Here is a 21,283-nt window from a genome sequence, read left to right on the forward strand (position 1 = left end):
GAAGCATGATCGAGGTCGCCTCCGTCACCAAGTCGTTCACCGTCCGCGCGCGCTCGGGGCGGATCCGCCGGACGCGGACGACCGTGCGCGCCGTGGACGAGGTGTCGTTCACCGTCGCGCCCGGCGAGTTCGTCGGCTACCTCGGCCCGAACGGGGCGGGCAAGTCGACGACGATCAAGATGCTGACCGGCATCCTCACGCCGTCGTCGGGCGACGTGCGGGTCCTCGGGATGGACCCGTCCCGGCAGCGCACCACGCTCGCCCGCCGGATCGGCGTGGTGTTCGGGCAGCGCACGACGCTGTGGTGGGACCTGCCGCTGCGCGACAGCCTCGCGCTGCTGCGCCACCTGTACCGGGTCGACACGGCCGCGCACCGGGAGCGGCTGGCCGAGCTGACCGGGCTGCTGGAGCTCGGCCCGTTCCTCGACACGCCCGTACGGCAGCTGAGCCTCGGGCAGCGGATGCGCGGCGACCTGGCGGCGGCGCTGCTGCACGATCCGCAGGTGCTGGTGCTGGACGAGCCGACGATCGGGCTGGACGTGGTCAGCAAGGCGACCGTGCGGGAGTTCCTCCAGGTGCTCAACACCGAGCGCGGCACGACGATCCTGCTCACCACGCACGACCTGGGCGACATCGAGCGGCTCTGCCGGCGAGTGATGATCATCGATCACGGGCGGCTCGCCTATGACGGCGGCCTGGACCGGCTGCGCGAAACCGTCGGCGCGGAACGGGTCCTGGTCGTGGAGCTCGCCGACTCCGGACCGCCGATCGAGCTGCCGGACGTGCCGGACGTCATTGTCGAACGGGTGGAGGGGCCGCGGCAGTGGCTGCGGCTGCCCCGCACGGCGAACCCGGCGACGGTGGTGGCCGCCCTCGCTCAGCGGCACGAGGTCCGCGACATCGCCGTCCGCGAGACCGACATCGAGGACGTGCTGGCCCGGCTCTACCGCGGCGACCAGGCGTACTGGTGCTCGGGCCGCCCGGTGGCGCCGTAGCGCAGGCTCACCTTGACCTTCCCCGACTCGCCGAGCGCGGCCAGGTAGCGCTGGGCGGTGGCGCGGGAGACGCCGACCTCCTCGGCGACCTCGGCCGCCGATCGGGGCTCGGGCGCGCGCCGCAGCGCCTCGGAGATCAGCCGCGAGGTCACCGGCGACTGTCCCTTGGGCGCGGGCGGCTCAGCGTTCACCGGCGCGTGCAGGGCGGCCACCGCACCGTCGACGGCCGCCTGGGTCAGTTCGTCCCCGCACTCCAGGGCCCGCCGGTAGCGCGCGTACGCCGACAGCCGCGTGCCGAGGACGGCGGCCGTGAACGGCTTGATCAGGTAGTGCAGGGCGCCGTGCCGGAACGCGGCGCGCACCGAGTCCGGGTCGGCCGCCGCGGTCGCCATGATCACGTCGGCGTCCAGGTCGGGCAGCAGCGTGAGGCCCGAGGCGTCGGGGAGGTAGACGTCCAAAAGGACCAGCTCGGGGGCGAGCTCGGCCGCCATCGAGCGCGCCTGGCCCGCGGTGTGCGCGAGGCCCGCGATCTCGAAGCCGGGCACGGCGGTCACGAAGCCCGCGTGCACCTGCGCCACCCGGAAGTCGTCGTCGACGACGAGCACCCTGATCATCCTGCGACCTCCGTTCCGAGCACCCCGGGGAGCCGCGCCACCGCGACCGCCCCGCCACCGCCACCGCCCTCGTCCGCGGGTTCGGCGAACGTCACGTCGCCGCCCAGGGAACGCGCCGTACGGCGGGCCAGCCCGAGGCCGAGCCCGCGCGTCCGCCCGTCGTCGGCATGCCGGGTGGACACCCCGTCGCGGAACACGTCCTCGACCATGCCCGCGAGCACGCCGTCGCCGGAGTCGGCGACGGTGACGTGCAGGTCCCGGTCGTCGCCGAGCAGCTCCACCTCGACGCGGGCCGGGCGCCGCTCCCCCGATCTGGCGGCCTCGATCGCGTTGTCGACCAGGTTGCCGACCACGGTTGTGACCACGAGCGGTTCGGCGACCCGGCCGAGGACCATGCTGCCCTCGCCGACGTCGAGCCGTACGCCCTTCTCCGCCGCGACGGCCCGCTTGGCGGCCAGGAACGCCTGCAGGAACGGGTCGGCCAGCGGGTGCGCCCCGGTCGTCGTCGCGATCGGCCCGGTGTCGCTCACCAGCGTCTCCATGTAGGACCCGGCCTCCTCGTGGTGGCCGAGCTGGAGCAGCCCGGACAGGGTATGGAGCCGGTTGGCGTACTCGTGGCGCTGGGCCCGCAGGGCGTCCAGCAGCGTGTGGACCGAGTCCAGCTCGCGGGCCAGGGTCTCCAGGTCGGTACGGTCCCGCAGGGTGATCACCGCGCCGAGGTGGCGGCCACCGCGCCGGACCTCGCGGCGGTTCACGACCAGGACCCGCTCGCCGGCGGTCACGAAGAGGTTGTCGGCCTCCCGCCGCCCGGCCAGCACGTCGCGCAGCGCCCCGTCCTCGGCCAGCTCCTCGGCGGGCGCGCCGCGTTCAGGCGTCGCGCCGAGCAGCCGTCCCGCCTCGACGTTGCCGACCGCCACCCGCCCGGCGGGATCGACGGCGACGACGCCCTCGCCGACCCCGTGCAGGACCGCCTCGCGCTCCTGGACCAGCTCCACCAGCTCGTAGGGCTCCAGCCCGAGCGTCTGCCGCTTCAGCCGCCGGCCGATCGCCGCCGAGGCGAGTATGCCGAGCATCGCCGCGCCCGCCACGAACAGCCCGAGGACCTCCAGGTTGTCGTGCAGCTCGTGGTCGATGGCGGCGGCGTCGAACCCGACGCTGACCTCCCCCACGATCGCGCCCGTACCGTCGTGGAGCGGGACCTTGCCGCGGGCCGAGAGCCCCAGCGTGCCGCGTTCGATGTTCCAGACCTCCCGGCCCGCCAGCGGCCCGGACGGGTCGGTGCTGACGCGGGCGCCGATCTGGTCGGGGTTGGGGTGCGCGAGCCGGGTGCCGTTGCGGTCGGTGACCACGACGAACAGCGCGCCCGTACGGCGCCGGACGGCCTCGGCGCGGGCCTGGACGCGGGGCTGGTCGTTGACGCGGACGCCCTCCCCGATGTCGGGGTCGGCGGCGACGCTGCGGGCCAGGGTCAGGGCGCGCTGGCCGTACTGGCCGCGCAGCTCGGAGTCGAGCCGCCAGGCCACCAGCGCGTACCCCAGGCACGCGACGACCAGCACCACGCCGACCTGCAGGGCGAGCACCTGCCGGGCGAAGGGGATGCGGGGGCGGAGCGACATGAGGAGTCACCGTAACCGATCGCTGATGGTAGTTCCGCACGTTCTGAGCAGAACGCGCAAAACTCTTGGCTATGCACAAAACCCCTGGTTATGCGGCTTGTAAGCACATAGTTCCCAAATCTTCCTGTGACTGGCAACACATTCGTACGGTCACTGCATGCCACAGCAAGCACACTCTGACGGCCCCGTGATCGAACTGCACGGGGCGACCAAGCGCTTCCGCGCGGCCACGGGCGGCGTCCACACCGCCGTCCGCGACCTGGACCTGACCGTGGCGGCCGGCGAGTTCGTGGCCGTGGTCGGCCCGACCGGCTGCGGCAAGTCGACCACCCTCTCGCTGGTCTCCGGCCTGGAGCCGCCCTCGGACGGCCGGGCCCTGGTCCACGGCAAGCCCGTGGACGGGATCCCGGACGGGGTCGGCTACATGTTCCAGTCCGACGCCGTTCTGCCCTGGCGGACCGTCCTGGACAACGTCGCCACCGGCCCGCGCTACCGGGGGCTGTCCAAGCGGGACGCCCGCGAGCGCGCCCGCGACTGGGTGACGCGGGTCGGGCTGGAGGGGTTCGAGGGCTACTACCCCCACCAGCTGTCGGGCGGCATGCGCAAGCGCGTGTCCCTGGCCCAGACCCTGGTGAACGAGCCCTCGGTGCTCCTGATGGACGAACCGTTCTCCGCGCTGGACGTGCAGACGCGCGGGCTCATGCAGGACGAGCTGCTGCGCCTGTGGTCGGGGTCCAAGGCGGCGGTCGTCTTCGTCACCCACGACCTGGAGGAGGCGCTGGTGCTCGCCGACCGCGTCGTCGTGATGACCGCGGGCCCGGCCACGATCAAGGGCTCCTTCCCCGTGCCGCTGGAGCGGCCGCGGGACGCCGAGGAGATCCGTCTGACCCCCGAGTTCCTCGAGATCTACCGCGAGGTCTGGGAGTCCCTGCGCGAGGAAGTCCAGATCACGCGAGAGAGGGGAACCGGCCGTGCCGCGTAACTCCACCGAGGCCGTCGAGACCCTGAGCTCGGCGGACGACAAGGCCATCGAAGCGCCCGCGTTCACGGGCGGGAAGTTCACGGGCGGGAAGTTCATGGGCGGGAAGTTCATGGGCGGCAAGTCGCCCGAGGCGCAGATGCGGGCCGCGGGCCTGCGCCACCTGCTGAGCATCAACGGCGTACGGGTGCTGCTGGTCGTCGTCTGGCTCGGCGCCTGGGAGCTGGCCGCCTCCAACTGGATCGACCCGTTCTACTACTCCAAACCCTCGGCCATCTGGGGCCGGCTGGTCGACTGGTTCACCGACGGCACCTCGCAGGGCTCGATCTGGGAGCAGATCTCCTACACCCTGCAGGAGGCGGTGGCGGGCTTCGTGCTCGGCGCCCTCGGCGGCGTGGTGCTCGGCATCGTGCTCGGCCGCAGCCGGTTCCTGTCGGACGTGTGCGCGCCGTTCATCAAGGCGGCCAACGCCATCCCGCGCATCATCCTGGCCTCGCTGTTCGTGATCTGGTTCGGGCTCGGCATGCAGTCCAAGATCGCGACCGCGTTCGTGCTGGTGTTCTTCGCGGTGTTCTTCAACGCCTTCCAGGGCGCCCGCGAGGTGGACCGCAACCTGGTCAACAACGCGCGGATCCTCGGCGCCGGGCGGCTGCAGGTGCTCACCACGATCGTGGTGCCGAGCGCGACCTCCTGGATCCTGGCCTCCCTGCACTCGGCGTTCGGCTTCGCCATCATCGGCGCGATCGTCGGCGAGTACAGCGGCGCCGACAAGGGCCTCGGCCTGCTGATCAACCACTCCCAGGGCACTTTCGACTCGGCCGGGATCTACGCCGGAATGATCATCATCACCGTGCTGGCCCTGCTCGCCGAGTGGCTCCTCACCCTCGTGGAGAACCGGCTGCTGCGCTGGCGGCCGCCCTCGGCCGGCGACCGCGCCGCCCAGATCTGACCCCCCTCTTTCCCCTCCCAAGGAGAACCACCCCATGCGTACCAAGACCCGGGTCACGGCCGCCGTGCTCGCCGCCACCACGGCACTGTCCCTGTCGGCCTGCCGCGACTCCCGTTCCGGCGGGAGCGGCGGCGGCAAGGACGGCGGCCAGGTGACGATCATGGTCGGCGGCATCGACAAGGTCATCTACCTGCCCGCCAAGCTCACCGAGCAGCTCGGCTACTTCAAGGAGCAGGGCGTGAACGTCAAGCTGCTCACCGAGCCCGCCGGCGCCCAGGCCGAGAACGTGCTGATCTCCGGTGACGTGCAGGGCGTGGTCGGCTTCTACGACCACACCGTCGACCTGCAGACCAAGGGCAAGTGCATCCAGAGCGTCGTGCAGTTCGCCGACGTGCCGGGCGAGGCGGAGATGGTCGCCACCGGCAAGGCCGGGGACGTCGCCTCCCCCGCCGCGTTCAAGGGCAAGAAGCTCGGCGTCACCAGCCCCGGCTCCTCGACCGACTTCCTGACCCGGGCCCTCGCCGTACGGAACGGGGTGAAGACCTCCGACTACACGACGGTGAAGGCGGGCGCGGGCCCCACGTTCATCTCCACATTGGAGAACGGCGGCATCGACGCCGGCATGACCACCGACCCGACCATCGCCAAGCTGACCACGACCGGCAAGGCCAAGATCATGGTCGACATGCGGACCGAGGAGGGCACCAGGAAGGCGCTCGGCGGCCTCTACCCGGCCAGCTCCCTCTACATGGACTGCGCGTACGTGAAGGCCCACACCGAGACCGTGCAGAAGCTGGCGAACGCCTTCGTCAAGACGCTCGGGTGGATCAAGGCGCACCAGCCCGCCGAGATCGCGGCGAAGATGCCCGCCGACTACAACGGCGGCGACGCCAAGCTCTACGAGAAGTCGATCGGCGACTCGATCAGCATGTTCACCGAGGACGGCGTCATGCCCGCCGAGGGAGCCAAGAACGTGCTGGAGGTGCTCGCCCAGTTCTCGCCGAACGTGCAGGGCAAGAAGGACACCGTCGACCTGTCCAAGACCTACACGACCGAGTTCGTCACCAAGGCCAAGCAGTAGCGGTCACACCGCGGTCCCCGGCTCTGGCCCTTTCGGCTGGGGCCGGGGATCGCGCGATCGCGGGCGGATCAGCGCTGGACGGCCGAGAAGTACTCCTCCGACTCCTCGTCGTCGCTGCGCCGCGAACTCCAGCGGTGCGGCGTCCAGGCCGGCGCCAGCAGGGCGAAGCCCAGGACCCCGTAAATGCCCGAGCCGAGCAGCAGGCGCAGGCCCGAGTCCAGGTCGCCGCCCGGCGGGACCTTTCCGGGCAGGTCCAGGAGCCGGTTCGGGTCCACCAGGAAGGCGATCGATATTCCGATCAGGAACAGCGCCGGGACCAGCGAGACCAGCGGCGAGGCCCACCGGGCGACGACGATCACGCCGATCACCAGGCCCACGGCCGCCAGGACCGCGAACGCCCCGTACATCTTCGTACGGTCGGTGATGTCCTGGCCCGCCACGTCGAACGACTTGGTCGCCTGGACGAATCCCCAGGCAGCCCCGTACAGCAGAGCCGGGGCCAGCAGGACTCCGAGAATGAAGCCGAACGCGTGGCGCACCGCACATCACATCCCATCCGTACAAAGTCCGTGCGCGCCCAAGCCCTGACACGCCGGGGCGGCCGAACCCGTACGTCATAGCACTACGAACAGGGGGGCCGCATTAAATCTGGACTTATGCACAAAGTCGCCTTGGACGGGCAGGCAGAGGACAGATCGGCCTTGGACTCCTAATATTGTGAACTCCGGTCGCACTGGTGCCGTCCATTGCGCCAAGATCTCCTGTACACAGTGGGAACGTGCGCCCGCACGCCGTTCCGCCGGTCCCCCCCAAGTCCCCTCCGGCGGTCCGCGGCCGAATCGGGCGTACTTGGGGACGGGAACGACTCCGTTGATCGAGTTGAACGACCGCGCGGACGACCGTGCGGACGACCCGGCGAGCGGCCGGGACGACGAGCCGGTGAACGAGCGGGAGACCGCGGCGGGCGAGGCGTCGCCGCGGCGGCCGGCCTGGACCACGCGCGCGCTGGATCGCGGCACCGACCTGGCGCTGCTGGCGTTCGCCGCCTGGACCGTGATCTACCACCTCGGCCTGCTGCTGCGGCCGCCGACGTGGATCCTGCTGGACTTCTGGTTCGCCGCCATGGTGGTGATCCTCGCCCTCTACGTCTGGCGGCGCGTGACCGGAGCGCGGTCGGCCCCGCTCTGGACCGACCGGCCGAGCCTGTGGCGGGCCAGGGCGCCCTGGCCGTTCGCCCTGATCGCCGTCGCGGCGGGCCTCGGCGCGGCCTGGTCGGGCTCGCAGCACAAGTACGGCACGCCGTGGGTCTACACCTGGTCGCTCGGGCTGGTGAGCGTCGGCGCGACCGTGATCTGCGTCTGCTGGGGCGGGATAGCCGCCCGCCGGACCGGCGAGGGCGAGCGGGAGCCCGCTGAGAGCGACCGGGGACCCGCCGTCACCGAGGGCGACCGGTGGGGCGAGGGCTACTGGGGCTCGCTCGTCGGGCTGCTCACCTCGGCCGGGTTCGCGGCCGCGTCGCTGTTCATCGTCAACACCGACGCCGACGACGCGTTCTTCGTGTCCCGGTCGGTCGCGACGGCGGCGGAGGGGCGGATCCCGTTCCACGACGTGATCTTCTCCAGCGGCGACTTCGGGCCGGTCGCGGGCGAGCCACCGGTCTCCTCGGTCGAGGTCCTGTCGGGCGCGATGGCGCGGTTCACCGGGCTGGCGGCGCCCTCGTTCCTCTGGTTCGTGACCCTGCCCGTCATCACGTTCATCGCGGTCTGGTCGATGTGGCGGCTCGTGCGGGCCTGGGCGCCGCGCCGGGTGATCCTGTGCTTCGTGACCGCCGCGGTGTTCCTGCTCTGGACGGGCGGCAGCGGCGCCTCGATCGGCGCGTTCCACCTGCTGCGCATGTGGCAGGGCAAGGCGATGCTGGTGTCGGCCCTGATCCCGCTGCTGTACGTCTATTTCACGCGGCTGGCGGAGCGGCGTACGGCGACGTCGCTGCTGATGGTGTTCGCGGCCGGGATCGTCGCCACCGGCATGACCTCGACGGCCGCGTTCGTGCTGCCGCTGGTCACCGCCGCTGCCGTCGCGCCGCTGGTCCTCACCGGCCGGATCCGTACCGGCGCCGCCGCCTGCCTGGCGATGGCCTACCCGCTGGGCGCGGGCGTGCTGGTGAAGGTGTTCCACGACAACACCGAGGTGATCGGCAAGACCCGTGACGCGCCGTCGAGTTTCGGGATGGTGCTGCTCGCGGGCGTTCCGGCCCTGGCGGCGGGATGCGGGCTGTGGCTGGCGCCCTGGCTGGCCCGGCGGGGCGTGCCCGCGCTCTTCGTCACCGGGATCGCCGTCCTGCTGTCGGTGCTGTTCGTCGGGGACGTCCTGAAGTCCATCGGCGAGACCATGCACACCGGCCAGGTGATGTGGCGGGCGATCTGGATCGCGCCCGTCCCGGTGCTGGTCGGACTCCTCGCCGCCGTGCCGCTGCCGCTGAAGTGGATGCGGCCCGTCTGGGTACGGGCCTCGTTCGGGATCGTGCCGGCGGCCGCACTGTGCACGACGATGATCATCGGCGGCATCCCGCTGTGGTCGTCGCGCTCCGGATCGTCGGTCGAGAGCGCCCCTTCGTGGAAGGCCGATCCGGACGAGCTCAAGACCTCGCAGGAGGTCGTGCGGATGGCCGAGGCCAGGGGCGGCCGGTTCGTGCTCATGCCGTTCCTCTACATGCGGACCGTGCCGCAGTTCTCGGCGCGCGTGCACGCGGTCAACCCCAACGACCACTACCTGGAGATGCTGCCCGCGCCCAGGCAGTACATCGACGACCGGCTGCTGCTGACGCGCCTGGCCAGGGGCGCCCCGAAGCCGACCAAGCCCGAGTCCCGCGACACTCTCCAGCGGGTCGGCGTCACGGTCGCCTGCGTGTTCCCCGCCGACGCGGCCGGGCTGCGGCGGCTGAAGTACGCGGGCTACACCGGTAACACCAATGTCGGGCTTCTCGTCTGCGCGTTCCCGGGCGGCCTTCACGGGCGGCCGATCACGCCCTGACGCACGACCGAAAAGCTTTCTCCGTTTTGAAGGCGATTGTCGGGGCATCGGCGGTGGGTCCGTCCACAGACCTACGGAGGCTGACATGCCGACCGCCATCATGGTCGTCATCGCCGTCGTGATCGTCGCGATCCTCGTCGCCGTCGGCTACCTGGCCTGGAACCAGGTCCGCAGCCAGCGGCTGCGGAGCCGTTTCGGCCCCGAATACGATCGCGCCGTCGAGCGGCACGGCGGCCGGGGCGCCGCCGAGAAGGAACTTCGCTCGCGCGAGCAGCGGCACCAGGAGCTGGACCTGCACGACCTGCCGGACGAGCAGCGCGAGCTCTACCGCGAGCAGTGGGTGCACGTTCAGGAGCGGTTCGTAGACACCCCGGAGGGCGCGCTGGAGGAGGCCGACCGGCTCGTCCTGGTGGTGATGGGCCAGCGCGGCTACCCGACCGGGGGGTTCGAGGAACGCGCCGCGCACCTGTCGGTCGAGCACGGCCGCACGCTCGACCACTACCGGCGGGGGCACGACATCAGTTCTCGTGCCGCGGGCAAGGAGGCCTCGACCGAGGACATGCGGCAGGCCATGGTGCACTACCGCGCGCTCTTCGAGGACCTCCTCGCCGTTCCCGTCGAAGACCGGAACCCGAGGAGCTGACCTGGGATGAAGAACCAGAACAACGAGGACGTGCGCGTCGCGGGCCCCGAGCCCGAAGCCGCGCCCGCACCCGCTGCTGAAGCCATGCCCGCGTCTGAAGCCGGGCCTGAACGGGAAGCCGCTCCTGAAACCGTGCCTGAGCCTAAGACCATGCCCGCACCCGCGTCTGAAGCCCCGCTTGAAGCCGTCCCTGAGCCGGAGCTTGAACGCGAGCCGGGGCTTGAGCCCGAGCACGAGTCCGAGGTGGCGACCGGCTTCCCGCCCGCCTCGCCGTATGCGGCCGCGGACACCCAGCCCGATTTCGAGCCGTTCGAGCAGCTCATCGCGAGCGCCGACGCCGACCGGCTGCGCAGGCGGTGGAGCGAGGTCCAGGCCGGGTTCATCGACGATCCGGCGGGCTCGGTCCAGCGGGCCGACGAGCTCGCCGGCGAGATCGTGAACGCGCTCGGCCAGGCCATCGCCGAGCGCAAGCGTTCGCTGGACGACCACGGGCGGGACGACACCGAGCAGCTGCGGCTGACGCTGCGCGCCTACCGCGAGTTCGTCGACCGGATGCTGGCCGCCTAGCTCCCGGACCCCGGGGCTCCCCGCCGCCTCGCCTCCCGTGGCGGCGTCCGCCCGCCGGTTCCTCGAAACCGGCGGGCGGATCCCTCTGTCAGACGTCGGCCGTCAGCCGTTCAGGAACTTGATGACGGCGTCGCGGCCTTGGTGGCCGAGCTCGCGGTTCTGGATCGAGTGCGAGGCGCCCTTGACGACGACCAGCTGACCGCGCGGGGTGTAGCCCAGCTCTTCCTTGGCCCACTCGAGCGGCGTCGACAGGTCGCGGTCACCGTTCACCAGCAGCGTCGGGACGGCGGGCAGCCGCTCGGGCGGCTCGGCGGAATGCTGCGAACGCGGCCAGCTGAGGCACTCGGTCATGAACCCGTTCCCGACCGCGGTCTTCGTGGTGAACGGCCAGGTCGCCTTGGCCGGGAGCTTCCGGAGAACCCGGTCGACGGCAGGCCAGCGCTTCGCCACCGGGGATTCCGAGGTGCCCCAGGGGAACTGCCCGTCGCCGCAGATGGTCGCGATGTGCAGGCCCGAGCTGTAGCCGGTGACCGGGTCGCCGCCGGAGTCGAGCAGCTTGAGCATCTGGTCGAGCCTGGTCGGGTCGCCTCCGCGTGCCGCGTGGATCGCGCCGACCGGGTCGCCCGAGCCCGCGGGCAGGCCGGCCGGGTTCGGGTTGCGGTAGGTCGGGTCGAGGAACTCGTACGAGACCAGCATGTCCCAGACCAGCACGCTGTCGGTGCGGTGGCGGGCGATCCAGGCCAGGTCCTGTGCCGGGTCGAAGCCGCACGCGGGCGCGGTCTTGCACGCGTCTCGCAGTACGCGCGCGGTGGCGCGGAGCCCGGTGAGGTAGAGCATGTCGTCGTTCTGCGGGTCGGTGTGCGGGAGCACGGAGTCGAGCACGAGCTTGTCGGTGTTGCCCGGGTGCGCCGCGGCGTAGCGGGCGGCGGTGAACGTGCCGTAGGAGACGCCGTCCAGCGTCCACTTGTGCACGCCGAGCGCCTGCCGGAACATGTCCAGGTCACCGGTGGTCTGCTCGCTGGTGAAGTAGTTGCGCTTGTCGCCGAGGATGTTCGCGCACTCGGCGATGGCGTCCTTGCTCGGCGGCTCGATGTCGGAGCTGCCGACCTCGGCCTGCAACTTCGGGCAGTTCAGCGCGCCGAACTCGCCGGTGCCGCGCTGGTCGATCACCACGAACCGGTAGTTCTTCGCCAGCTCGGGCAGCCGCTGGGTCGCGATGCGGGTGGCGAACGGGACGCCGGGCTGGCCGGGACCGCCGGTCAGGAACACCAGGGTGCCCTTGGGCGCGGACGCGTTGTCGGCCGTGGCGACCTGCAGCTTGAGCTCCCCCTTGCCGTGGCCGCGGTGGTCGAGCGGCACGGTGAGGAAGGAGCAGGTGAAGCCCGGCTGACCGGCACAGGGGTGCGAGTCGGTGAGCGTGGGCGGTGGCTTGACCGAAGGCGCCGTGGGAGCCGCGGCCGCAGCCGCCCCGCCGGATGAGGCGAGAGCGAGGGTGAGCGCGAATACCGCTGTGAGACGTGGTCGCATGGAGCAGATCATTCATGGCCGGGCCGCTTTCGTCCGCCCGAACCGCCGGTTTCGGCCACGGCCCGGTCCGGCCGTGACGCCTTTCGACGGCGCCGGCCTCGGCCACGCCCGATGCGAAGCGTGAACACGGCGTCGCGGAAGGCTAGCGTTCATAGGCCGTTCACAGGCGGCACGATCGGGGGGATCACATGCGCAGCTTCGCCGTTCCGTCCGGTGTCATCGCACCGGCCGTTCTCATCACACCGGGCGTTCTGGTCGCCACGGGCCTGGCCACCGCGCCGGACACGCTCGTCGCGCCGGCCGCCGCGGTCGCCGCACCGGCCTTCGCACCGGTCGCCGCACGGGCCTCCGCACCGGCGGCCGCTGTCGCCGCGGCCGGTCCGAAATTCGACGAGGAGCTGGCGATCACGGGGCGGGCCAATCACCGGCGTCCCGTTCCGGGCGAGACGCAGACCGTGCGGTGGGTCCTGCACAACCTCGGCTCGCACACCATCGAACGCGCGCGGCTGGACACCGCCGTGCCGCGCGGCTGGGTGCTGAAGGACGCGAACGGCTGCGAGGCGGAGGGCCGGGTGCTGCACTGCTCGCGCGGGCCGCTGCGTTCGGGGGCGCGGGCGACGATCCGGGTGCGGATGAACGTTCCCCGGCATCCGAGGCTCGGGCGCGTGTGGGTGTGGGCGTCGACCAGGTTCCAGGCGGGCGGCCCTGACCGGCGCGGACCCGACGCGGCGCTGCGGCTGGTCGTCGTCCGGCATCGCTGAGGTCGCTTCGGGACCGGCCCGGGAGGCCCCCGGGGTGGTCCCGCGACGCCTCCGGGGTGAATACTGAATCTCGTTCGGTATGCGCTGCGAAGTGGAGGCTCAACGGTGACCGACTTCACGATGACCATCGACGGACAGGCCGTCCAGACGACGGGCACGTTCGGCGTGGTCAACCCCGCGACCGGTGAGGTGGCCGAGCAGGCGCCCGACGCCTCCCGCGAACAGCTCGACCAGGCGATGGCCGCCGCCGCGGCGGCGCTGCCCGAGTGGCGCCGCGACGAGCCCGCCCGCCGCAAGGCGCTGCAGGCCGCCGCCGACCTGATGTTCGCCCGGTCCGAGGAGATCGGCCGGATCCTGACTCTCGAACAGGGCAAGCCGCTCGGCGACGCGACGATGGAGGTCATCGGCGCCGGCGTCTGGCTCAAGTACTTCGCCGACCTGGAGCTGCCCCGCGAGGTCATCCAGGACGACGACGCCGCGTTCGTCGAGGTGGTGCGGCGGCCGATGGGCGTCGTCGCGGCCATCACGCCGTGGAACTACCCGCTGCTGCTGGCCATCTGGAAGCTCGCCCCGGCGCTGCTGGCGGGCAACACCATGGTCCTCAAGCCCTCCCCGTTCACCCCGCTGTCCAGCCTGAAGCTCGGCGAGGTGCTGCGCGAGGTGCTGCCTCCGGGCGTGCTGAACGTGGTCACCGGCGGCGACGGCCTCGGCGCCTGGATGACCTCCCACGACGTACCGCGCAAGATCAGCTTCACCGGCAGCGTCGCGACCGGCAAGCGCGTCGCCGCGGCCGCCGCGCCGGACCTGAAGCGCGTGACGCTGGAGCTCGGCGGCAACGACCCGGCGATCCTGCTCGACGACGCCGACCCCGCCGCGGTCGCCGACAAGCTGTTCGGCGCCGCATTCATGAACAACGGGCAGGTCTGCTCGGCGATCAAGCGCGTGTACGTGCCCGAGTCGCTCTACGGCGACGTGGTGGAGGCGCTGGCGGCCAAGGCGAGCGCGGCCAAGGTCGGCGACGGCTTCGCCGAGGGCGTGCAGTTCGGGCCGGTCAACAACAAGCCGCAGTACGAGCGCGTCTCGGAGCTGGTCGCCGACGCGCTGGCCGGAGGCGCCCGTGCCGCCGCGGGCGGCAAGCCGATCGACGGGCCCGGCTATTTCTTCGAGCCGACGATCCTCGCCGACATCTCCGACGGCGCGCGCATCGTGGACGAGGAGCAGTTCGGCCCGGCGCTGCCCATCGTGAAGTACAACGACCTTGAGGAGGCGATCTCCCGCGCCAACGGCACCCACTTCGGCCTGTCCGGCTCGGTGTGGGGCACCGACGCCGAGCGCGCGAGCGAGGTCGCCGCGCGCCTGGAGTGCGGCACCGCCTGGGTCAACACCCACCTCGCCCTCGCGCCGCACCAGCCGTTCGGCGGCTTCAAGTGGAGCGGCGTCGGCGTGGAGAACGGCCCGTGGGGCCTGTACGGCTTCACCGAGCTGCAGGTGGTCCACCGCTCCAAGGCCTGACCGCGTACGGCGAAAGGCCCCGGCGAGTGCCTGCCGGGGCCTTTCGGCCTGTTCCAGGCCCTTTCGCTGAACGAAAGGTCACGACTTCGAGTCCGGAAAGTGACATGTCAACTACTGGTCGTCGGGCGGATGGTGGGAGACTCTCTCCGCGGGGACGTTGAGACGCACATTCGCGACCGTGGAGGGGCCGGATGGAGACGTGGGACGTCATGCGCCAGGACGACCATGGCAACGAGTTCCACCTGTCGGCGCACGAGTCACGGATCTCTGCCCTGGCACAGATCCTGGTGATGGAGAGCGGCGTCGTGCACAAGCAGATGTACTGGGTCGCCGGTCCGCCCGGCCCGTTCCTGCGTACCAACCGGGATCTCTACCTGCACTTCCTGCAACTGGGCCAGGAGGCGCGCGCGGCGTCGTGGTCGCTGTCGGCGTTCCTGCGGTCGCTGTGGAAGGTGAGCGGCCCGCTGCGAGATCAGGACACGCTGGAGCCGGACGACGTCGCGGCGATGTTCTCGGCCGCCTCGACCACTCCGCCCGTCGAGTTCGACCCGGACTGGAGCGTCCGTGATCTGTCGCTGCCCGGTGAGGAGCCGGAGGGCTACGGCGACTGGGAACGGGTCGTCCTGTCCCAGCTCGCCGACCTTGAGGACTTCCTGAACTCGCCGCCCGGCCCGCAGGCCCGCTTCGGCGTGGACGCCCCGCGCCCGGCGGGATCGGGCCGCCGCGCCACTCCCCCGCGCTGGTACAACTTCGACCCGGCGACCTACCTGGAGTGCGCGGTGGCGGGGAGCCTGGGCGGCTGGGACGCGGCCGACGGCGCCCGGGTACCGCTGCCCACGGGCACCTCCGATCCGGCGCCCGCACGGTCGTACGTGCGCAGCCTCGCCACCATGACCTGGGCCGATCTGGCCAAGATCGCGGTATGCGGGCAGATGTACGAATAGGCGGTTTGTCGGCCCCTGATGTAAGACTGGCCTTGTGACGGCCGTGACGCTGGAGAACAGGGGCGGCTGGGTGCGGGCGAGCCGCCCGCCCCATCCCGCGCTGCGTCCCTTCCTGGCCTCCTACGAGGGCTACCTGGAGAGCGGCGTGGTCCCCAGCCGCATGCGCACCCTGCCCACCCGCCACACCGTCGTGATCATCAGCCTCGGCCCGCCGCTGCGCCTGGCGGTCCCCGACCCCGGCGTCGCCACGACCGACTACGACTCGTTCATCGCGGGCATGCACGACGGGCACGGCATGTACACCCATCCTGGCGGGCAGCGGGGCATCCAGCTGGACATCACCCCGCTCGGCTCGTACTCGCTGTTCGGCGTCCCCATGGGAAACCTGGCCAACCAGGCCGTCGAGCTCGGCACGCTCCTCGGCCCGAGCGCCGACGCGTTCGTCGCCCGGCTGGCCGACACCCCCGACTGGGCCGACCGCTTCGACCTGCTCGACGACCTCCTGCTGAGCCGCCTGGAGATCGGCCCCGAGCCCGCGCCCGAGGTCACCCGGGCCTGGCGGCTGCTCTACCGCAGCGGCGGCCGGATGAACGTCGGCGAGCTGGCCGACGAGGTGGGCTGGAGCCGCAAGCACCTCAACAACCGCTTCCGTGCGCAGGCCGGCCTGTCCCCCAAGGTCATGGCGCGGGTGTTCCGCTTCACCCGGGCCGTCGACCTGATGACGCACGACCTGCCGAGCTGGGTCGACATCGCCCTGGCCTGCGGCTACTACGACCAGGCCCACTTCAACCGCGAGTTCAAGGCGATGTCGGGCTGCACGCCCACCGAACTGCACGCCGAGCGAAACGCCGACCTGACCGTCATCCCCGCACCTGCGCCGTCCTGAGGGGGCCGGTAGGCGGTCGATCCGGCTGTTAGAAGCGGTGGCCGAGGAGTTCGGCCAGGTAGCGCAGGGTCCAGACGTGGTAGTCGAGACTCTCCGCGCGCAGGGCACCGTTCACGACGATCAGCAACTCGCCGCCGCGCAGGCTCCAGGGCGGGATCTGGCCGGACAGCTGAGCCTGGATCAGGGCGGGTGAAAGGTATTCGCGAGCGCCCCACGGGTCGGCGGCGGCCATCGTGAAGCGGCGGTCGAACTCGGCGTACCCGGTCTCCAGCTGCTGCGCCTTGCCCAGCGCGCGGGCCATCCTGGAGCCCAGCCCACGCTCGGCCAGGGCCATGTCGGGCCGCACGCCGGTCAGCTGGACGGTGAGGACCACGATGGGGTGGACGACCGTGGTCGTCTGGGATTGACCGTTGGCGTCGGTGGTGCTCCGCTGGGTCTCGTACGTGCAGTCGCTGATCGAGGCGCGAAGACCGCCGATGTCCCCGTTCAGCAGCCGCTGGATGCGGAACCGGCGATATTCCACCCGGTCGCGCCACGGAACCTGGGCATCGCCGTGGGACAGGTACCAGCGATGCCAGGCGGCCCAGGCCTGTACCCCCTCGACCCGCTGCCGCTCGGCCTTCGCCGACTGGACCCCCACCACCACGAGCAGCACGATGAAACCGACGAAGAGCAACCCCAGCAGAAGCATGGCAATGACGATCACCGAAGCCATGATCTGCCCCCTTCCGCGGACGGCTGCCAGCTCGTCCTCGTGTGACGGCAGGCCGCCTGAGCTGGTTCCCACTGGACGCGGGGCGGTATCTGGAGAGACGATCGAAGGGTGCCGCGTTTGATTCTGCTTGGTATCGGTTCGGCCGGATCGTCGCTTTTCGCCCCGGCCGGCCTGTTGATCGAGTACGGCCACACGCGGGTCGGGCTCGACGGCGGGCCGGGTTCGGAGCCGCCGGAGAACGTGGACGCCTGGCTGGTGACCGACGAGCACGGATCGCTCCAGCCCGGGCGCCGGCGGATCGCCCAGCGGGAGGGCATGGCCGATCCGGCGGTGGCGCCGTTCCAGCACGGCCCGCTGCACGTCGATCCCGTTCCGGTGGCGCATCCCGACGCGGCGGTCTACGGCTACCGGATCAAGGCGGGGCACCACACGGCGATCTGGGCGCCGGAGTTCGCGAAACTGCCCGACTGGGGCGAGCACGCCGACCTGATGTTCGCCGGCGCGGCGGACGTCGAGGAGACCGCGGCCGCCGCCGAACGGTTCGGAGTTCGGCGCCTGGTGTTCGTCTGCCTGGGAGAACAGGCCCATCCGGAGATTGGTCCGCCGTTCGGTGAATGGGGAGAGGAAGGCGGGCAATACCGGATGTGACCTCCCTCCCCGGATGGTGACCATGGTCTGGTTCGGTCTCGTGCTCGTCCTCGCCGGCGCGGTGTCGGCCTTCGCGTTCGACGACAACGCCCTCGTCGTGGCCGGCGCGGCCGCGATGGCGGTCGGCGCGCTGCTCCTCATCGTCGGCATCCTGCGGCTGCGCCGCGCCGCACGGCGCGAGGGACCCGCCGCCGTACGCCAGTACCGGACCAGCACCGGCAAGATCATCGCGATGATCGCGGCCGTGGTCTACATCGTGTCGCCGATCGACATCATCCCCGACCCGCTGCTCCCGGTCGGGATCGTCGACGACGCGACCGCCCTCGCCTGGCTGGTCTTCGCGTTCGGCCAGGAACGCCACCGCCACCGCCGAGTCAGAAGCAGCTGAGCCGCCCGGCCGCCGCGTCAGGAGTGGCTGACGCCGCCGCCGAGGTTCATCACGATCACGCCGATCACCACGATGACCGCGCCGACGATGGTGAGGGGCCTGATCGGCTCGTCGAAGAGCAGCACGCCGCCGATGAACGCGCCGACCGTGCCGAGCGCCGACCAGATCGCGTAGACCGGGCCCACGTTCAGCCACGTCAGCGCCTTGGCCATCAGCAGGAAGGAGACCAGGTACCCGACCACGACGATAGAGGACGGGCCGAACTTGGACAGGCCTTCCGAGGCGCGCAGCGACAGCGTCGCGGTCACCTCGAAGACGATCGCCAGCCCGAGCAGAACGTACGGCATCGCTCTCCCATCGGTCCTCGGCCGTGGCGGCCTCCCCCATCCTGCCAGGGAGATCAAATTTCAAGCTCGGGATCGTCAGGACCCTGTCGCGCGGACCGGCACCGTGATAGATCCAGGAGCCATGTCGAAGCTCCGTGCCCTCACCGCGTCCGCATTGACGATCGTGGCCCTCGGCGCCGTCGCCCCCGCCGCCTCGGCGGCCCCCGCGGCGCACGCCTCCCCCGCCAAGCCCAAGCACGAGCCGAAGGCGCCCAAGGAGTTCGTCGCGCTGCGCGACGTCGACCCGACGATCATCCAGGAGATCCGCTACCAGACCCCGCACAACTTCGTCGGCGTCCCGATCGACGGCTATCAGCAGCCGATCTGCATCCTCACGCGCCCGGCGGCGGTGGCCCTGCACAAGGCGCAGCGCCAGCTGCTGCGCAAGGGCTACACCCTCAAGGTGTACGACTGCTACCGGCCGCAGCGCGCGGTCGACCACTTCGTCCGCTGGGCCAAGGACCTCAAGGACCAGAAGATGAAGCGGGAGTTCTACCCGAAGGTCGACAAGACCCGCCTCTTCGAGGACGGCTACATCGCCGAGAAGTCCGGGCACAGCCGCGGCAGCACCATGGACCTCACCATCGTGAAGCTGCCCGCCCGCCACACCCGCAAGTACAAGCCCGGCGAACGCCTGGTCCCCTGCTACGCGCCGAAGGCCGCGCGCTTCCCGGACAACTCCATCGACATGGGCACCGGCTACGACTGCTTCGACACTCTGGCGCACACCCTCGACCCGCGCATCAAGGGCCGCCAGCACGCCAACCGCCTGCTGCTGAAGAACACCATGGAGCACCTCGGCTTCGTCAACCTGGCCGAAGAGTGGTGGCACTACACCTTCAAGCCGGAGCCGTTCCCCAGCACGTACTTCAACTTCCCGATCAACCGGCGTTCGCTCCGCCACTGACCTTGCCTTTATGAGGTCTGCGGATCCTCGGCGGCGATGGCCTCAACGACCTTCGGGTCGGCGGCCCAGTCGCCGCCGGGGCGGGGCCAGTGCACGGCGATGTCGGTGATGCCCAGCTCGGCGTAGCGTCCGGCCAGGTCGCGGAACGCCTCGATCGACTCCATCCAGGGCTCGCCGGTGAAGCCGGCGAGGAAGAGGCGGCGGACGGTCGAGGAGTCGCGTCCCTCGGCGGCGCAGGCCTCGTGCAGGGTCTCGAGCTGGGCGCGTACGGCGTCGTAGGGGCCATCGCCCGTCTTGGAACGGCCGGTGGTGACCCAGGTGTCGCCCTGGCGGGCGGCGAGCCGCATGCCGCGCGGGCCGTTCGCCGCGATGCCGAACGGGACGCGGGGGCGCTGGACGCAGCCGGGCTCGGTGACCACCTCGCGGGCCGTGTAGTACGTGCCCTCGAACGTGACCTCGGGGCCGCGGAGCAGCTTGTCGAGCAGGTCCACCCATTCCGCGAACCGTTCGGCGCGCTCGCGAGAGGACCAGTCGTCGCCGCCGAGGATGCCGGCGTCGGAGTTGCGATGAGTGCCACCGGAGCCGATCGCGATGGTGACCCGGCCCTGCGAGATCAGGTCGATCGTCTTGATCGCGTGCGCGGTCGGCACGGGGTGGCGGAAGTTGGCGGAGGTGACCAGCGTGCCCACCCGGATGCGCGAGGTCACCGCGGCGGCGGCCGCGAGCGTGGTGTACGCGTCGTACCAGGGCGTGGTGCCCTTCCACGCGATGTGGTCGTACACCCAGGCGGTGTGGAACCCGAGCTCCTCGGCCCGCCGCCACTCCTCCCCCGCCTCCGGCCACGGCTTGATGGGCCACATGACCGTGCTGATGCGCGGTGCCGTCACTGCTCGTCTCCCCCTCTGGAACGCCCACCATTGGACGCCCCGTCTTCGGCACGCCCGTCTTGGGACGCCCGTCGTTCTCTATGACATCACCCCGGTCCGGCGGATGGATCACCGGCCGAGCCATGTGCGGAGGGCCCACCACCACTGGGCCGCTCGGGTGACCGCGTCGGCCTCGGCCGGGGAGGTGCCGGTGATCTCCTTGAGGCGACGGAGGCGGTATTTCACCGTGTTGCCGTGAACGTGGAGGGCTCCGGCCGTGTGCTCGATGCGGCCGCCGTTGTCCAGGTAGGCCAACGCGGTCTCGGCCAGTTCATGGTGGAACGGGTCGTCGGGGCTGAGGGCCGCGAGCAGATCGTTGGCCAGCAACCGGCCGAGCTCGGGCTCGGTGCTCGTGGCGGTGAGCAGGGCCAGGTCGGTCAACGGCCTCAACCCGGTCAGCCCGGCCTTCTCACCGGCGCGAAGGGCTCGCCGCCCCAGCTCGTACAGGGGCGCCACCTCGGCCGGCGGCACCGGGGGCGCGGCCACGAGCAGCGGTACGTCGGCGGGCAGCGTGGGGAGCCGGGCCACCAGCGCGGCCAGTCGCCCGTCGACCAGCCCGGACAGGCCTGGCCCGGCCGCGACCAGCGAGCCCTCCAGCAGGCCCGCGACGGCGGGGTCGCTCACATCGGAGACCACGCAGTGGTAGGCCACCGCCGGATCGAGCGGGGCCAGCACGGGCGCCACCTCGCCGTGCAGGAGCTGGCGCAGCATCTGCACCTGGCCGTCACGGGTGGTGCGGGCCATCTCCAGTTCGGCCACCCGATGGGCGTGCACCATCCGGTGTACGACCGCCGTCGTTATCTGGTCGATCCGGGTGACCCCATCGAGAAGTACGTCGGCGGGCACCCCGTCCCGGCGTCCTTCGTCAATGAGTAAAGCCACGAGATGCGACCGGCCCGCCTGAAATCCATCAAGGAAGGCCGCGACGGGAACGCCTTGCCTGGCACGGTCCGAGCCCAGGCGTTCAGCGGCCTGCAGAACGTCCTCACCGGGCTCGCCGCCATTGGCCAGCGCGCCGAGAACCCCGCTCAGCAAGGCCCTGGTGTGCCGCCGGGTCTCCTCCTCCGGCAGGGCCGCGACCAGGTCGGACTTGGTCCGGGCGGCCTGAACGGTCTGTTCGAGCAGCGTGGGGCTGCCCGCCCGTTCCATCACCAGCCGCAGGAACCGGTCCGCCTCCATTGTCCCCTCCGGACAATCAATGCCGCTCAC

The 21,283-nt window shown here is 71.2% G+C and carries 22 protein-coding genes; 14 read left to right on the plus strand and 8 right to left on the minus strand.

All coding sequences use genetic code 11. The annotated features are described in order from the left end of the window. Positions 1 to 5 precede the first annotated feature (5 nt). The gene (locus J4573_RS39855) at positions 6 to 995 is read left to right on the plus strand and encodes an ABC transporter ATP-binding protein (RefSeq protein ID WP_208261335.1); all 990 of its coding nucleotides are present in this window, start codon (positions 6 to 8) and stop codon (positions 993 to 995) included. On the opposite strand, the gene J4573_RS39860 is transcribed toward J4573_RS39855, so the two are convergent. Both J4573_RS39860 and J4573_RS39865 read right to left on the minus strand, forming a co-directional pair. Beyond that, positions 944 to 1,609, minus strand: coding sequence for a response regulator (locus tag J4573_RS39860; RefSeq protein ID WP_208261336.1), 666 nt, complete (start codon positions 1,607 to 1,609; stop codon positions 944 to 946). The genes J4573_RS39855 and J4573_RS39860 overlap by 52 nt on opposite strands. Further along, positions 1,606 to 3,225, minus strand: coding sequence for an ATP-binding protein (locus tag J4573_RS39865; protein ID WP_208261337.1), 1,620 nt, complete (start codon positions 3,223 to 3,225; stop codon positions 1,606 to 1,608). The genes J4573_RS39860 and J4573_RS39865 overlap by 4 nt, the downstream gene beginning before the upstream one ends. Before the next feature lie 157 nt (positions 3,226 to 3,382). On the opposite strand from J4573_RS39865, the gene J4573_RS39870 reads away from it, so the two are divergent. The 3 genes from J4573_RS39870 to J4573_RS39880 are packed head-to-tail and all read left to right on the plus strand — an operon-like array spanning position 3,383 to position 6,234. Next, on the plus strand, positions 3,383 to 4,207 hold the full coding sequence (locus J4573_RS39870; protein ID WP_208261338.1) for an ABC transporter ATP-binding protein: 825 nt from the start codon (positions 3,383 to 3,385) through the stop codon (positions 4,205 to 4,207). After that, positions 4,197 to 5,153 (plus strand): ABC transporter permease, encoded by a 957-nt coding sequence (locus tag J4573_RS39875; RefSeq protein WP_307797281.1) that lies wholly within the window; start codon positions 4,197 to 4,199, stop codon positions 5,151 to 5,153. The genes J4573_RS39870 and J4573_RS39875 overlap by 11 nt, the downstream gene beginning before the upstream one ends. 34 nt (positions 5,154 to 5,187) lie before the next feature. Beyond that, positions 5,188 to 6,234 carry an ABC transporter substrate-binding protein gene (locus J4573_RS39880; protein ID WP_208261339.1) on the plus strand — a complete coding sequence of 349 codons (1,047 nt, stop codon included), beginning with the start codon at positions 5,188 to 5,190 and terminating at the stop codon, positions 6,232 to 6,234. Between the two features lie 68 nt (positions 6,235 to 6,302). On the opposite strand, the gene J4573_RS39885 is transcribed toward J4573_RS39880, so the two are convergent. Next, entirely contained in the window at positions 6,303 to 6,773 is a 471-nt protein-coding gene (locus J4573_RS39885) for a hypothetical protein (RefSeq protein WP_208261340.1), read from the minus strand. A gap of 331 nt (positions 6,774 to 7,104) precedes the next feature. Between J4573_RS39885 and J4573_RS39890 the strand changes: the two genes are divergently transcribed. The 3 genes from J4573_RS39890 to J4573_RS39900 all read left to right on the plus strand — a co-directional run bounded on the left by J4573_RS39890 (position 7,105) and on the right by J4573_RS39900 (position 10,474). Continuing rightward, complete coding sequence (locus J4573_RS39890) at positions 7,105 to 9,264, plus strand: DUF6077 domain-containing protein (protein WP_208261341.1); 2,160 nt, start codon at positions 7,105 to 7,107, stop codon at positions 9,262 to 9,264. An 85-nt stretch (positions 9,265 to 9,349) separates the two neighbouring features. After that, entirely contained in the window at positions 9,350 to 9,907 is a 558-nt protein-coding gene (locus J4573_RS39895; RefSeq protein ID WP_243774339.1) for a hypothetical protein, read from the plus strand. Positions 9,908 to 10,057: 150 nt separating this feature from the next. After that, complete coding sequence (locus J4573_RS39900; protein WP_208261342.1) at positions 10,058 to 10,474, plus strand: hypothetical protein; 417 nt, start codon at positions 10,058 to 10,060, stop codon at positions 10,472 to 10,474. A gap of 102 nt (positions 10,475 to 10,576) precedes the next feature. On the opposite strand, the gene J4573_RS39905 is transcribed toward J4573_RS39900, so the two are convergent. After that, positions 10,577 to 12,001 (minus strand): alpha/beta hydrolase, encoded by a 1,425-nt coding sequence (locus tag J4573_RS39905; protein ID WP_208261343.1) that lies wholly within the window; start codon positions 11,999 to 12,001, stop codon positions 10,577 to 10,579. Between the two features lie 188 nt (positions 12,002 to 12,189). Between J4573_RS39905 and J4573_RS39910 the strand changes: the two genes are divergently transcribed. The 4 genes from J4573_RS39910 (at position 12,190) to J4573_RS56390 (ending at position 16,104) form a co-directional block, all read left to right on the plus strand. Beyond that, a complete protein-coding gene (locus tag J4573_RS39910; RefSeq protein ID WP_208261344.1) occupies positions 12,190 to 12,762 on the plus strand; it encodes a hypothetical protein in 573 nt (190 codons plus the stop codon). A 105-nt stretch (positions 12,763 to 12,867) separates the two neighbouring features. After that, the gene (locus J4573_RS39915) at positions 12,868 to 14,274 is read left to right on the plus strand and encodes an aldehyde dehydrogenase family protein (RefSeq protein WP_307797282.1); all 1,407 of its coding nucleotides are present in this window, start codon (positions 12,868 to 12,870) and stop codon (positions 14,272 to 14,274) included. Between the two features lie 191 nt (positions 14,275 to 14,465). After that, positions 14,466 to 15,218 (plus strand): hypothetical protein, encoded by a 753-nt coding sequence (locus tag J4573_RS39920; protein WP_208261345.1) that lies wholly within the window; start codon positions 14,466 to 14,468, stop codon positions 15,216 to 15,218. A gap of 34 nt (positions 15,219 to 15,252) precedes the next feature. Further along, positions 15,253 to 16,104 carry a helix-turn-helix domain-containing protein gene (locus J4573_RS56390; RefSeq protein ID WP_208261346.1) on the plus strand — a complete coding sequence of 284 codons (852 nt, stop codon included), beginning with the start codon at positions 15,253 to 15,255 and terminating at the stop codon, positions 16,102 to 16,104. 28 nt (positions 16,105 to 16,132) lie between these two features. On the opposite strand, the gene J4573_RS39930 is transcribed toward J4573_RS56390, so the two are convergent. After that, positions 16,133 to 16,819, minus strand: a complete 687-nt coding sequence (locus J4573_RS39930) for a hypothetical protein (protein WP_208261347.1) — start codon at positions 16,817 to 16,819, stop codon at positions 16,133 to 16,135. Positions 16,820 to 16,927: 108 nt separating this feature from the next. Here J4573_RS39930 and J4573_RS39935 point away from each other — a divergent pair, with 108 nt between their 5' ends. Next, a complete protein-coding gene (locus J4573_RS39935; RefSeq protein WP_208261348.1) occupies positions 16,928 to 17,467 on the plus strand; it encodes an MBL fold metallo-hydrolase in 540 nt (179 codons plus the stop codon). 22 nt (positions 17,468 to 17,489) lie between these two features. After that, complete coding sequence (locus J4573_RS39940; protein ID WP_208261349.1) at positions 17,490 to 17,855, plus strand: YkvA family protein; 366 nt, start codon at positions 17,490 to 17,492, stop codon at positions 17,853 to 17,855. Between the two features lie 17 nt (positions 17,856 to 17,872). Here J4573_RS39940 and J4573_RS39945 read toward each other — a convergent pair whose 3' ends face one another. Further along, positions 17,873 to 18,202, minus strand: a complete 330-nt coding sequence (locus J4573_RS39945; protein WP_208261350.1) for a DMT family transporter — start codon at positions 18,200 to 18,202, stop codon at positions 17,873 to 17,875. 121 nt (positions 18,203 to 18,323) lie between these two features. On the opposite strand from J4573_RS39945, the gene J4573_RS39950 reads away from it, so the two are divergent. Then, complete coding sequence (locus J4573_RS39950) at positions 18,324 to 19,148, plus strand: M15 family metallopeptidase (RefSeq protein ID WP_208261351.1); 825 nt, start codon at positions 18,324 to 18,326, stop codon at positions 19,146 to 19,148. 8 nt (positions 19,149 to 19,156) lie between these two features. Here the strand turns inward: J4573_RS39950 and J4573_RS39955 are convergent, their stop codons facing one another. Next, positions 19,157 to 20,035 carry an LLM class flavin-dependent oxidoreductase gene (locus J4573_RS39955; RefSeq protein ID WP_208261352.1) on the minus strand — a complete coding sequence of 293 codons (879 nt, stop codon included), beginning with the start codon at positions 20,033 to 20,035 and terminating at the stop codon, positions 19,157 to 19,159. A 108-nt stretch (positions 20,036 to 20,143) separates the two neighbouring features. After that, positions 20,144 to 21,253: a helix-turn-helix domain-containing protein gene (locus J4573_RS39960; protein ID WP_208261353.1), complete on the minus strand. Its 1,110-nt coding sequence runs from the start codon at positions 21,251 to 21,253 to the stop codon at positions 20,144 to 20,146. Between the last annotated feature and the right edge of the window lie 30 nt (positions 21,254 to 21,283).

The organism is Actinomadura barringtoniae (assembly GCF_017573505.1).
GTDB classification, from domain to species: domain Bacteria; phylum Actinomycetota; class Actinomycetes; order Streptosporangiales; family Streptosporangiaceae; genus Spirillospora; species Spirillospora barringtoniae.